Below are 13,495 nucleotides of genomic sequence, written 5' to 3' on the forward strand. Positions count from 1 at the left end.
CGAACCTTATAGTTTCACGGCGCGAGCGCCGTCGAAAAAGTACAAATACCGATCCGGCACCGGCCGGCCGAGCGCCGTTTCCGCCGCCTTCGCGTATACGGCGAGCTGCAGCCGGTACTGCGCGACGAGCTCCGCCAGCCTCGCTTCGTCGTACACCGCGTCCGTTTTGTAATCGATCATCGCAAGGCCTTGTTCGTCCTCGAACAGGCAGTCGATGATCCCCTGCACGAGCACCGTTTCGCGCGCCGTCGCCTCGTCGAGCGGAACGCCGTGCGGCGCCTCCCCGTACACGACGGACGCCGGCAGCCCGACGCTGAACGGCAGCTCGCGGTGCGACCTGCCGGCACGCATCAAGCGCTGCCCGGGCTCGCTGTGCGCGAACCGGGCGACCGCGTCGACGTCGATCGCCTGCCGCTGTTCCTCCGTCAGCAGCTCCCGCAGCACGAGGGAGGACAGCTGCGCTTCGACGTCCGCCGCGGCAAGCCCCGGCGACAGCGCCAAATGCTGCATCGCCGTATGGTACGCGACGCCGCGCTCGACCGGGGTGAGCCCCCGGCGCGACAAGAAGCGCGGACGTTTGGCGGGAATTCGCGCGGGCGGCTTCCCGGCGGAGCCGGCGCTTGATGCGCCGTCCGCGGCGCTCTTCGACGCGCGCTCCGGCGCGCTTTCGGCGTCGCCGCCCTCGGCAAGGCCCGACCCGCCGAATCCGGCGCTGCCGCCGAACCCCGGGAACGACGCGTTCGTCGGCTCGTCCTCTTCCTCCTGCAGCCGCCGTTTCCACTCCGTCACCGACGTCTTCGCGAACAGCGCGGACGCCGCCGGGCGCGGATCTTGCCAGCCGAGGACGCGCATGACGTCGCCGTCCCGCGCCGCCCAATCGTCGGGCGCCGGCCGCGCCTCTCGCACCGCGAATTCGACCCACGGCTCTTTGCGTTCGCTCGCCGGCGCCGCCTCTTGCAGCGCGTCCGCGCCGGGCAGCGAGGCGACCAGCCGCCAGCGCGAGCCGTCCGCCACCCGCGACTCCGCGGGCGGCGCGTCCAGCCCGTACGCTTCCCGCAGCTCCTCCGCCGCGGGATGACGCAGCAGCGCCGGCACGAGCCAATCGAGGAAGCAGGCGCCTCGGCGGACCGCGTGCGCGGGCAGCTTCGGCCCCGGCAGCGCCGCCAGCGCATTCCATTCCGCGAGCCGCTTCGGCAGCTCCTTCGCCGAGCCGACCAATATCAGCTTCTCCTTCGCCCGCGTCAGCGCGACGTACAGCACGCGCATCTCCTCCGCGAGCGCTTCGGCGCGCAGCCTGCGCTTGATCGCGAGCTGCGGCAGCGTCGGATACGCCGTGCCGAGCTCCGGATCGACCCAGCGCGGGCCGAAGCCGAGCTCCTTATGCACGAGGAACGGCTCCCGCTCGTCGCCGCGGTTGAACGATTTCCCGAGGCCCGCGACGAATACGATCGGAAATTCGAGCCCTTTCGATTTGTGGATCGACATGATCCGGACGACGTCCTCGGCCTCGCCGAGCGCGCGCGCCGGCGCGAGGTCGGAGCCGGAGTCGCGCAGCCGTTCGATGAATCGCAGGAAGCGGAACAAGCCGCGGAAGCTCGTCGCCTCGTACTGCCGCGCCCGGTCGTACAGCGCCCGCAGATTCGCCTGGCGCTGCTCGCCGCCCGGCAGCCCGCCGACGAAGTCGAAATATCCGGTTTCCCGGTACAGCCGCAAAATCAAATCGGAGAGCGAGCCCTGCCGCGCCGCCGTCCGCCACGTCTCCAGCGTCGAGACGAACCGCGCCGTCTTCTCGCGCAGCGCTTCCGGCGCCTCCGCCCGGCCGGACGCGACCGCGCCGACCGCCTCGTAGAACGAGCGGCCGCGGCCGCCGGCGATGCGCACGCGGGCGAGCTCCTCCGCCGTAAACCCGAACACGGGCGAGCGGAGCGCCGCCGCGAGCGGAATGTCCTGCAGCGGGTTGTCGATCGTCTGCAGCAGCGACAGCGCCGTCTCGACCTCGACGGCCTCGAAGTATCCGCCGCCGAGCTCCGCGTGGGCCGGAACGCCGTGCGCGCGCAGCTGCTCGAGGAACGTCGGCGCCCAAGCCTTGTCCGCCCGGAGCAAGATAACGACGTCCCGGAACGACGCGGGACGCATGCCGCCGGCCGCTTTGTCGAACACCGCCATCGCGGGCTTGCCCGCCGCGCCGATCAATTCCAGGATGCGCAGCGCGATCGCGCGCCCTTCCAGCTCCGCGGCGTCGGCGTCCGCCGCTTCCGTCTCCTCGCCCGTCTCTCCGTCGCCTGATGGAGCCGCCCCGCCCGTTCGATCGAGCAGCAGCGCTTCCGCGTCGGCGCCGTGCGTCGGATCCGGCTCCGGGTACGACGCCCCGCGCACGAGCTCGGCGCGCTCGTCGTAATCGAGCTCGGCCGCTTCCTCGTGCATCGTCTGGCGGAACACGAAGTTGACCGCGTCGACGACCTCCTGCCGCGACCGGAAATTGCGGGCGAGGTCGATGCGGACGCCGCCGCCCGCGGCGATGTCGCGCGCCGCCTCGGCGAACGGGCGGTACGTCTTGTATTTGCGCAGAAACAGCCCCGGCTCGGCAAGCCGGAACCGATAGATGCTCTGCTTCACGTCGCCGACCATAAACCGGTTGCCCGGCGCGGCGGCGCCGGACGCGTTCTCCGTCTCGCCTCTCGAGACGAGCCGCAAAATCGTCTCCTGCACCGCGTTCGTATCCTGGTACTCGTCGACGTACACTTCTTCAAACTGCTCCCGGTAGCCGAGCGCGGCCGGCGTCGGCACGATACGGTCCGGCGTCGACGACGGATCGCGCAGAATGTGCAGGCACGCGTGCTCCAGATCGCCGAAATCGACGAGCCCTTTCGCCGTTTTCGCCCGCCGGAACGCTTCCGCGTAATCGAGGACGAGCCGCACGAGCTCGTCCATCAGCGGCGCGAGCGCCCGGCATTCCGCGGCGTAATCGTCGGTCGATCGCGTCAGCAGCTGCTCGATAAGCGCGTCCAGCCGCTCCTTGGCGTCCTTGCGGAGCTTCTTCACCCGCTCGACGACCGCTTCATCGGCCGTATCGCCTTTCTTCTGCGGCTTCAGCCGCCCGAAGGCGCCGCCGAGACCGCCCGCGGCCGCCTCCTGCAGCGCGGGCCAGCCGCCATTGACGAGCGCCCCGAGCAGCCGCTCGACCCCTTCGGCGTCCGCGCTCAAATTATCGACGTACGCCGACGGTCCGCTCGGCGTCATCGACAGCTCGAGCGCCGAACGAAGTCCGGCAACGATCGCCTCCAGCTCGAGCTTCGCGTCCGCGGCAAGGCTCGCAAGCCACGGATGATCGGGCGAAACCGCCCCCGCGCTCGCTTCCTCGTCCGCTCCGGCGTCCAGCCGGAACGCCGCGGCCGCCTCCCGCAGCCACAGCTCCGGAAACGGATGGCTGCGCGAGAAATCGTACAGCCGGTCGACCAGCTTCATCAGCGCGTCGTCGCCGCGCTCGCCGCCGAACCGGTCGGCGAGCTGCCAGAACGGATCCGTCTCCGCCGCCTCGCCGTACCTCTCCTCGAACACCGCTTCGAGCGCCTCCTGGCGCAGCAGCGCCGCCTCGGTCTCGTTCGCGATGCGAAACGCCGGATCGAGCTCCGTCAAATGCACGTACCGCCGCACGACGTCCAAACAGAACGAATGCAGCGTCGTAATGGACGCGCGCCCGACGAGCGCCAGCTGCTTGCGCAGATGGCGCGACTGCGGCTTCGCCGTCAGCGCCTTCTCGAGCGCGTCGCGCAGCCGGTGGCGCATCTCCGCCGCCGCCGCGTTCGTGAACGTGGCGACGAGCAGCCGGTCGATGTCGATCGGGCGGGCTTCGTCGGAGACGGTGCGGATGATGCGCTCGACGAGCACCGCCGTCTTGCCCGAGCCCGCGGCGGCCGCGACGAGCAGATGGTCTCCCCGCGCCGCGATCGCCTGCCACTGCTCGTCCGTCCATGTGCTGCCTTCCGGCTTCGGCGCAATGTAAGTATTCGTCACTCCCGCTCCTCCTCTCCGCCGATGCGCTCCCACACGTCCTCGTCCGTCAGCGGCGGCAGCAGCCGATAGTCGCTGCCCGGAATGTCCGGGTCGAAGCCGCACACCGGCTTATATGCGCAGAACGTGCAAGGCGTCTCCTGCTTGCTGCGGTACGGCGCCGCTTCCACGGTTCCGCACGCCGCCTTGTCGCCGAGCTCCGCCATCTTCTCGCGCACGAAGCCGCGCAGCCGCCGCCACTTCGCAGCGCTCGCCGCCTTCGATCTCGCGCCGAGCGAACCGTCCGCCTTCCGGCTGAGCGGCACGACGGGCGAGTCGCCTTGGCCGAGCTCCGTATCCATCAATCGGGTCGCCTCCGGATCGTCCAGCAGCAGCCCGCTCATTTTGAACTTTTTGAACAGCTCGTTCGCGGCAACCTCCGGAGGCGCCGCGTTATGCAGCGTCAGCGACGGCCGGTGCACGTGGAAATAGAGCGCACCCGCCGCCTCCGCCGGCTCGCCGAGCCACGCCTCCGCTTCCTCGGCCGCCGCGTCCGCGTAAGCGAGCAGCTGCAGCGACAAGCCGTAATAGACGTCGGACAGCCGCAGCCGGTGCGAGCTCGACTTATAATCGACGATGCGTAAATACGCTTCCCCCTGCTCCCCGCGGGCGGCGTCGATCCGGTCGATTCGCCCGTGCAGCTCCATGACGCGCCCGCTCGGCAGCGTCAACCGGATCGGCGGCAGCGCGCCGCCGTCGCCGAACGCGAGCTCGGACGCCGCCTGGCGGAATCCGCTGCGCTTCGATTGCCCGCGCAGCGCCTCCGCCGACTTGCCGACGACGGCCTTCAGCTTGCGGGTAATGTAACGGTGGCGGTTCGTGCTGTACAAAATTTCCGCCAGCAGCTTCGGCGCGAGCTCCTCCACCGTCTGGAACGCAAGGCGCGCGCATTCGGCGTCGTCGAGATCGGCCCACGTCCGGCCCTCGTCCGCGAGCCGCTTCGCCAGCGCGCTGAGCGCGGCGTGGTACAGCTGGCCGACGTCGGGCGCCTCCAGACGGTACAGCCGCCGCTCGGTCAGCCGGAGGCCGTACGCCGCGAAATGCGCGAACGGGCACCCCGCGAACTTCTCGAGCCGCGACACGCTCGACCGCAGCGGGTCGCCGTACAGCGCGAGCGCCGTCTCCTCAGACAGCGGCTCCTCCGCATTGGAATATTCAAGCGACGGCAGCAGCGCGAGCAGCTTCTCTCGCCAATACGGTCGTTCGACGAGCCAGTTGTACACCGCCCACCACACGCCGGACACCGGCTGTCCCCGCTTCCATCGCCGCAGCTGCGGCAGCAGGTCCGACAGCGCCCGGGACGGCGTCGACAGCCGCTCGACCGCCTCGTCGTCGGACGGTCCCGCGGGCGGATCGCCCGCGGCGTGCAGCCGCCGCGCGTCCGGCGCGAGCTGCTGCAGCGCGCGGATCCATTCCGACGGCAGCTGCGGCTTCCCCTCGGGATCGGACAGCGCATAGCTGATCCACAGCCCTTCCGACGGCAGGAACAGCGCGTTATACAGAAGGAACCGCTCGTCCAGCATGCGCCGCCGGCCGTCCGGCGCGAGCTCGAGGCCCGTCGCGAGCAGCCGCTCCCGGTCCGCTTCGGAGACGACCCCGTTCTCCTGCGGGCGAGCCGGCAAGACGCCGTCGTTCGCGCCGAGCAAGTAAAGCCGCCGCACCCCGAAGGCGCGCGTCCGATCGAGACTGCCGACGAGCACTTGATCGAGCGCCGGCGGCACGAGCCCCATGCGGATGCTGTCGAGTCCGGAGGCGATCATGCCGGCGAACAGCTCGCCGTCGGCCGGCTCGTCGCCGACGAGCTCGACGAGCTGGTCGAGCGCGTCGACGACGCGGTCCCACAGCTGCTCGTGCTCCTTCGCCCGCTCGACGTCGCCCGCGGCCTCAGCCGCTTCTCTCCAGCGCGTCAGCGTGTCCGCCGCTCCGGCGTCTTCCAAGAAGCGGAACAACGCTTCCGCGAGATCCCGCATCGTCTCCGCCTTCTTAAACCGCTTCTCGAACGCGAGCAGCGGCGCGGCGACGACGTCCCGCCATCGCTGGACGCGCTCTTCCTCCGCGCGGCGCCGCTCCTCCCGGACGGCTTCCTCCTCGCCCTCGAGCGGCTGTCCGGCGGTGAGGCGCCACGGCTTGCCGTCGGTCCAGCGCGAGCCCTTGATGCCGTATTCCAGCACGACGTTCTCGAGCCGGTCCATCGCGAAGCGCGCATCCGCCTCCGTGCGGAACGTGCCGCGCGGGAACAGCAAATCCGTCTTCACGGCGCGGAACACCGCGTCGTACGTCCAGCGGGACAGCACGACGTCGATCGCCGCGCGGACGAGCTCGCTGAGCGGATGATGCGCGACGCCGCGCTTCTGGTCGAGAAAGCACGGAATGCCGTGATCCGCGAACGCCGCCGCGATCACCTCGCCGTAGCCCTCCCAATTGCGCACGAAGACGGCGACATCCCGCCACCTGGCGGCGCCGGAGGCGACGAGGCGCACGATGTCGCGCGCCGCCGCCTCGGCCTCCGCCCGCGGGGTCGCCGCCGAGACGAGCGCGAGGGCGCCGCCGGCGCTCGCCGGCGCGAACGTTCGGCCGTTCGCGCGGTCCACGAACGCGCGCTCGAGCGCGGCTAGTCCCGGCGCCGCGGCGAACCGCTGCGCGCCGTCCAGCACCGTCACGCTCTCGACGTCGACGCCTTCCTCCGCCGCCATCCGCTTCAGCGCCGTCAGCGTCGCCGCCGTCGGATGGAACAGCTCGAGCTCGTCGGGCTTCTCGTCCGGCGCGTAGTCGCGGTCGATCGTCAGCATGAACGTGACGCTCGCCGCATGCTTGCACAGACTGCGCAGCGCAGCCATCTCGGTCGGCGTGAAGCCGTGGAAGCCGTCGACCCAAAGCCGCGCGCCGCGCAGCGCGTCGACGCGCGGCACGAGCTCCGCGAGCAGCGTCAAATAGTCTTCGGAATCGACGTATTTCCCCGCGAGCTCCGCCTCGAGGTCGCCGAGCAGCAGCGACATGTCGTGCAGCTTGTCCCGCAGCGCGTTCGGGAACGTCTCCGTTCCGGCCGCGCCGCGCAGCGCCTCCGCGTCGACGCCGTACCGCTTGCACTCCGCGAACCAGTCGAGCGCCGCGTCGATCCAGCCGCCCGCTTCCGTCAGCCGGCGGAACGCTCTCAGCTCGCGGCTCCGCTTCCTTGCGATTTTATATAACAGCATCTTCTTGCCCGTATCGTCGATATGTAATCGGGAAGCGCCTCCCGCCTCTTGCATGACGCGAAACGCCAGCCGGCGAAAGCTCAACGTCTGTGCCCGGATCGTCGCGCCGAACCGGCCGACGATGGCGCGATCCGCCGCCTGCGTCATCTGTTCGGGAACGAGCAGCACGAGCGGCGGTCCGTCGGGCGAGCGGCTCAGCTCCTCCCCGATGTCCTCGAACGCTAGGCGGCTTTTGCCCGCGCCCGCGCGTCCCAGCACGAACCGAATGCCCACAATGAACCCCTCCGCGATCTCTTTTTTTCCAAAGTACACAATCGAACGGGTGTTTGCAATGTAATTTTTTGGTTTAGTCGTATTTCGACCGCAAAATAGAGTACAATGAATCATAGAGAATTTATAGAGGTGCGAAGGAGTGCGGGTATGGCGAACGAAGAAATCATCTTGACCCCGGAAGGATTGCAAAAGCTGAAGGATGAGCTCGAAGAATTGAAAACGGTCAAGCGCGCCGAATTGGCAAGCCGCCTAAAAACGGCGATCAGCTACGGCGACCTGCGGGAGAACAGCGAGTATCATTCGGCGAAAGACGACCAAGCCTTCATGGAAACGAGGATTTTGACGATCGAGCATATTTTGCGGAAAGCGCGCGTCGTCAGCAGCATCGACACTTCTGCGGTGCAGGTCGGCTCGACCGTTACGTTGCTCGACGTCGAATTCGACGAAACGATCGATTACCAAATCGTCGGCCCGTCCGAAGCGGACGTGTCGCAAAACAAAATTTCGTACGAAAGCCCGCTCGGGCAAGCGCTGATGGGCAAGACGGTCGGCGAAACGATCACGGTCAACGCCCCCGCGGGCGAGATCGCCTACAAGCTGCTCGATATTAAAGTATCGTAAAAAACGCCGGCCCTTAGGGGTCGGCGTTTTTCCATAACGGCTCCACATGTCGAAGCTCGCGGCTCCATCTCCCCATAACGCCTCCCGGACGCCTCTGTCCGCGGCGCCGTCCCCACATGATGGGAAGGATGTACGCAAAACAAAGGAAGGGTATTCCCTTCTTATGCATACTCCCTACCCATAACGCCTCCCGGACGCCCCCGTCCCCGGCGCCGTCCCCCCATAACGCCTCCTAATGCCGGCAACCACCGCCCCAGCGCGCGGCGCAAACGAAACCGCCGGCCCACAGGGACCGGCGGTTCAATTATCGGATTATCGGCTCCGCACCTCGAAAATCGCGAACTTCAAATAGTTGCCCTCGTCGACGCCGAGCAGCTGCGGATGGTCCTTGCCGGCGCCGCGGAACTCGACGAGCCGCAGCACCTTGCCCGCGTCCGCGGCCGCCGCGTGGATCGTCGACAGAAACACGTCCGGCCGCACGTGATACGAGCAGCTCGCCGTCACGAGGTATCCGCCCTCGTTAACGAGCTTCATCCCGTGCAGGTTGATGTCCTTGTACCCGCGGCAGGCGCCTTCCACCGCGCCCTTCGTCTTCGCGAACGCCGGCGGGTCGAGGATGACGACGTCCCACGTCCGCCCCGCGCCCGCGGGCAGCGGCTTCGATGTGTCCACCTTCGCCCCGGCTTCGCCCGCCTTCGCACGCGCCGTCCGCTCCTCCAGAGCGCGCACCTGCTCGCGCAAATAATCGAACGCGTTCGCGACGACGAATTCGACGCGCTCGCTAAAGCCGTTGCGCTCGACGTTCCGGCGCGCCGTCTCGATCGCGTGCTCCGAAATGTCGAGGCACGTCACCTTCTTCGCCCCGTATTTGCACGCGTGCAGCGTGAAGCTCCCCGTATGCGAGAAGCATTCCAGCACCGTGGCGCCGTCCCAGTACGGGAACGTCACCTCTTTGCCGTTCGCGTTCACGGGCGCGACGCGCGTCGTGCCGTCCGGCTCCGCGACTTCGCGCAGCTCGATGCCGCTGCGGCGGCCCCAGCCGGTCATGAGCGGGCGTATGGCCGCCCGGTTTTCGCGCTGGTCGTAAAAATATCCCGTCTTCTGTCCGCGGACGACGTCGACCTCGAGCTCGAGCCCGTTCTCGCGGATGACGAGCGACTCCGGCGGCTCCTCGCCGTACAGCGTGCCGGTCCGCTCCTCCAGCCCTTCCAGCGCGCGGACGCCGACGTCGCTGCGCTCATAGATCGTCTTCGGCGCGAACACGTCGACGAGCGCTTCGACGATGTCGCCGCGGACGCGGTCCATGCCGAGCGTCACGATTTGCAGCACGAGCGTGTCGCCGAACCGGTCGACCGTCAGCCCCGGCAGGAAATCGGCCTCGCCGTATACGATCCGGCAATATCGCGGATCTTCGACGAAGCGCTCGCGCACGCCGAGGCATGCGCGGAACCGTTCGACGAAGAACGCTTTGTCCATCCGCTCGAGCTTCCCGTAGGAGACGACGCGTCCGATCATTTGCGAGGCGGGGTTGACGTAAGCGGAGGCGAGAAATTTGCCGCGGTGATCCGTCACCTCGGCGATGCCGCCCGGCTCCGGCTCGCCGTCGATCCGCTCGACCTCGTTTTTATAAATCCATGGATGTCCCGCTTCCAGCCGTTTTTTCCGGGACGATTTCAATACTAATGTCGCCACTGCTTGGGCACACCTCTTCGCGTTCCGGGAGACGAGTCATGCTCGTCCCGGTGGGTTCATATATATGTAGTTGACTGGACAGACCGAACATTCGCGCATAAGGGAGGGATCGGGAACATGCTGCAAGAGCTCGCGCTGCCGTTCGCTCTCGGGCTCGCCGTCTTCGTGTTCGGCATGAAGGCGATGGAAATCGGCCTGCACGATTGGGCCGGCCCGTTCCTCTCCGGCCTGCTGCGCCGGTTCACGAGCTCGCCGTTACGCGGACTCGTCGCCGGCACGCTCGCCACGACGGCGCTCCAATCGAGCGACGCCGTCACCGTCATCACGATCGGCCTCGTCAACGCCGGCGTCCTGACGTTCCGCCAGACGCTCGGCATCGTGCTCGGCGCCAACGTCGGCGCGAGCCTCACCGCGGACATGCTCGGTCTCGACATGACCGCGCAGGCGCTGCCGATGCTGCTCGCCGCAGGCAGCTGCTGGTTCCTCTGCCTGCTGATCCAGCGGCTGCGCCGCGGCGACGGCACGTCGCGAGCAGTGCGGGCCGCGGTGCCGCTGCGCCATTTGTCCCTCACCGTCTGCGGCTTCGCCAGCGTCTTGATCGGCATGGAGCGCATGTATAGAATCGTGCCGGAGCTGCAGTCGCGCGGCTTGTTCGTCTGGTTTCTCGAACGGGCGCAGGACAGCCTCGCCTTAGGGCTCGCCGCGGGCGCCTTCGTCACCGCCATCATCCAGTCGAGCGCCGCGACGATAACCGTCGCGATGGGCCTCGCCTCCGTCCAAGCGATATCCGTCGAGCTCGGCATCGCGATCGTGCTCGGCGCCAACATCGGCACATGCTCGACGGCGCTGCTCGCCTGCATCGGCGGCACGCGGGCCGGCCAATACGTCGCTTGGTCGCATATTTTGCTCAACCTCGGCGGCAGCCTGCTTTTCTTCCCGTTCATCGCCGAGCTCGCCGCGCTGTCGGCCATCGGCACCGAATCGCCTTACGACCAAATCGCCCGCGCCCAAACGTTGTTCAACGCGATCTGCTCGCTGATCGCGCTGCCGCTGTGCTACATCGGGGTCAATACGTACCGGAAGCGTCGGAAGCTTCGCTAGCGCCGCCCGCGACGATCGCGACGCCGGAGCTCGTCCCGAGCCGGCTCGCGCCGGCCAGGATCATTTTGACCGCCGTCTCGTAATCGCGCACGCCGCCCGACGCCTTGACGCCGACCGACGGCGACACGCTCGCGCGCATCAGCTCGACGTGCTCGACCGTCGCCCCGCCCGGACCGAAGCCCGTCGACGTTTTGACGAAATGCGCTCCGGCTTCCTCCGACAGCACGCAAGCGATTTGAATCTGCTCGCGGGTGAGGAACCCCGTTTCGAAAATGACCTTCACGATTGATTGCCCCTTCACCGCGTCGACGACCGCCTTGATGTCCGCCCGCACGTCGTCATGGCGGCCCTCCAGCAGCCACCCGATCGGCAGCACCATATCGATTTCGGCCGCGCCCTGCTTCGCCGCCGCCGCCGCCTCGAACGCTTTCGCCTCGGAGCTCATCGCCCCGAGCGGAAAGCCGACGACCGCCGCCACCTTCACGCCCGTCCCCTCGAGCGCCTTAGCGCAATGCGCCACCCAGGCTCCGTTGACGCACACGCTGTAGAAGCCGTATGTTTTCGCCTCGCCGCACAGCTTGTCGATCTCGGCCGTCGTCGCGTCCGGCTTTAAGTATGTATGGTCGATATATTTTTCGATATGTTTCACTTCGAAGCTCATGCTTCATCCTCCTCGACGGGAATTCCGAGCTTGACGAGCGCCCTGCGCAGAATATCGTCGTTATTATCGTACCCCGAAGCTTTTTGTTTCTCCCACGCCGCGAGCGGCTCGAACCAATCGACGCCGCGAATTTCTTCGACTTGCGCCACGAGCTCGCCTTCCGACGCCTCAACCAAATAGTAATGCACTTCTTTATCGACGAGGCCTTTGTCCGGATGCTTGTACTGGTATTGAATCAGCGCGAGCGGTTCGCGGATCGTGCCGCGAATGCCGGTTTCCTCGAGAATCTCCCGAAGCGCCGTTTGCTCGACGGTTTCTCCCGGCTCCATTTTGCCCTTCGGCAGCGAAGTCCGGCCGTAGCGGTCTTGGATCAACTGTATTTCGATGCGTCCGTCGTGCTTGCGGAAGACGACGCCTCCGGCGGATATTTCCTTCATCGGATGTCACCTCGTTCTCGTATCGTACCCCATTGCCGCAAAACCATATATGTTGAAAGAAAGGGAGGACCGCGCGCGCGAATCTCCGCCGTTCCTCCCCATGTCCCTATGCCGGCTTCGCGTTAAAACGAAGCGGCGCCCGGCAGCGCCGGCTCGGCGATTCGCTCGCCCTTGCATTCGTTGACGCCCGCTTCCAGCACGCGCACCTTCACGACCTGTCCGATCAGGGACGAATCGCCGGGGAACACGACCTGTAAATAGTTGTCTGTGTATCCGCTGAGCAGTCCTTGCCCTTCGGCGCCCTTCGCCTCGCGCTCCGGAATGACCGACAGCTCCTCGCCGACGAACTTCCGGGCGTACGCGAGCTGCATCGATTCGGACAAGTCGATCAGCTTGTGGACGCGCTCGTTTTTCAGCTCTTCGTCCACCTGATCCTCCATCCGCGCCGCCGGCGTGCCGGTCCGCTTCGAATACGGGAAGACGTGCATTTCGGAAAAGCCGATCTCTTGCATGAACCGGAAGCCGGTTTCGAACATTTCGTCCGTTTCGCCGGGGAAGCCGACGATGACGTCCGTCGTGATCGCCACTTCCGGCCAGCGCTCGCGAATGCGGGCGATCCGCTCCGCGTATTCGGCCGTCGTATATTTGCGTCGCATCCGCTTCAGCACCGCGTCGTCACCCGCCTGCAGCGGCACGTGCAGATGGCGGCAAAACTTCGGCGAGCTCATGAGCACGTCGATGACCTCGTCCGTAATTTGGCTCGCTTCGATCGAAGAAATGCGCAGCCGCTCGATGCCGTCGACCTCCGCGAGGTCGCGCAGCAGCGCCGCGAAATTGTAGTTTTCCAAATCTTCGCCGTAGCCCGCCGTATGAATGCCCGTCAGCACGATCTCTTTGTAGCCCGCTTCGACAAGCATACGCGCCTGCTTAATGACGCTCTCCGGTTCCCGGGAACGCAGCAGACCCCGCGACCACGGAATGATGCAGAACGTGCAGAAATTGTTGCAGCCTTCCTGAATTTTCAGGAACGCCCGCGTCCGATCCGCGAAGTCCGGCACGTCGAGCTCCTCGAATTGGCGCGTCTTCATGATGTTGCGCACCGCGTTGATCGGCTGGCGCTTCTCCATCACTTCGTTGACCAAATGGATGATCTCGCCCCGCCCTTGCGTGCCGATGACGAGATCGACCCCCGGAATGGCCATAATTTCCGCCGGCGACGTCTGCGCGTAGCAGCCCGTCACGGCGATGACCGCGTCCGGATTGCGGCGCACGGCGCGCCGGATGATTTGGCGGCTTTTCTTGTCGCCCGTGTTCGTGACGGTGCACGTGTTGATGACGTACACGTCCGCCGTCTTCGATTCGAAGTCGACCTGTTCGTAGCCTTCGTTCTTGAACAGCTGCCAGATCGCTTCGGTATCGTAAAAGTTTACTTTGCAGCCTAACGTATGAAACGCCACTGTCGGCAT

8 protein-coding genes are annotated in these 13,495 nt (G+C 66.7%); 2 read left to right on the forward strand and 6 right to left on the reverse strand.

Features of this window, described 5'->3' with window-relative positions; genetic code table 11:
- Window positions 1-6 precede the first annotated feature (6 nt).
- Together addA and addB are read right to left on the reverse strand one after the other, a co-directional pair.
- Entirely contained in the window at window positions 7-4,014 is a 4,008-nt protein-coding gene (addA, locus tag VE009_RS07295; RefSeq protein WP_325006727.1) for a helicase-exonuclease AddAB subunit AddA, read from the reverse strand.
- Window positions 4,011-7,517, reverse strand: coding sequence for a helicase-exonuclease AddAB subunit AddB (gene addB, locus VE009_RS07300; protein ID WP_325006728.1), 3,507 nt, complete (start codon window positions 7,515-7,517; stop codon window positions 4,011-4,013). The genes addA and addB overlap by 4 nt, the downstream gene beginning before the upstream one ends.
- Before the next feature lie 147 nt (window positions 7,518-7,664).
- Here addB and greA point away from each other — a divergent pair, with 147 nt between their 5' ends.
- A complete protein-coding gene (greA, locus tag VE009_RS07305) occupies window positions 7,665-8,138 on the forward strand; it encodes a transcription elongation factor GreA (RefSeq protein ID WP_325006729.1) in 474 nt (157 codons plus the stop codon).
- 312 nt (window positions 8,139-8,450) lie between these two features.
- On the opposite strand, the gene VE009_RS07310 is transcribed toward greA, so the two are convergent.
- On the reverse strand, window positions 8,451-9,830 hold the full coding sequence (locus VE009_RS07310; protein WP_325006730.1) for a class I SAM-dependent rRNA methyltransferase: 1,380 nt from the start codon (window positions 9,828-9,830) through the stop codon (window positions 8,451-8,453).
- 117 nt (window positions 9,831-9,947) lie between these two features.
- On the opposite strand from VE009_RS07310, the gene VE009_RS07315 reads away from it, so the two are divergent.
- On the forward strand, window positions 9,948-10,931 hold the full coding sequence (locus VE009_RS07315) for a Na/Pi symporter (protein WP_325006731.1): 984 nt from the start codon (window positions 9,948-9,950) through the stop codon (window positions 10,929-10,931).
- Here the strand turns inward: VE009_RS07315 and deoC are convergent.
- The 3 genes from deoC to mtaB form a co-directional block, all read right to left on the reverse strand.
- The gene (gene deoC, locus VE009_RS07320) at window positions 10,897-11,592 is read right to left on the reverse strand and encodes a deoxyribose-phosphate aldolase (protein WP_325006732.1); all 696 of its coding nucleotides are present in this window, start codon (window positions 11,590-11,592) and stop codon (window positions 10,897-10,899) included. The two genes, VE009_RS07315 and deoC, sit on opposite strands and share 35 nt — an antisense overlap.
- Window positions 11,589-12,029 carry an NUDIX hydrolase gene (locus tag VE009_RS07325; RefSeq protein WP_325006733.1) on the reverse strand — a complete coding sequence of 147 codons (441 nt, stop codon included), beginning with the start codon at window positions 12,027-12,029 and terminating at the stop codon, window positions 11,589-11,591. The genes deoC and VE009_RS07325 overlap by 4 nt, the downstream gene beginning before the upstream one ends.
- Window positions 12,030-12,151: 122 nt before the next feature.
- The gene (gene mtaB, locus VE009_RS07330; RefSeq protein ID WP_325006734.1) at window positions 12,152-13,495 is read right to left on the reverse strand and encodes a tRNA (N(6)-L-threonylcarbamoyladenosine(37)-C(2))-methylthiotransferase MtaB; all 1,344 of its coding nucleotides are present in this window, start codon (window positions 13,493-13,495) and stop codon (window positions 12,152-12,154) included.

The organism is Paenibacillus sp. (genome assembly GCF_035645195.1).
Taxonomy (GTDB): domain Bacteria; phylum Bacillota; class Bacilli; order Paenibacillales; family YIM-B00363; genus Paenibacillus_AE.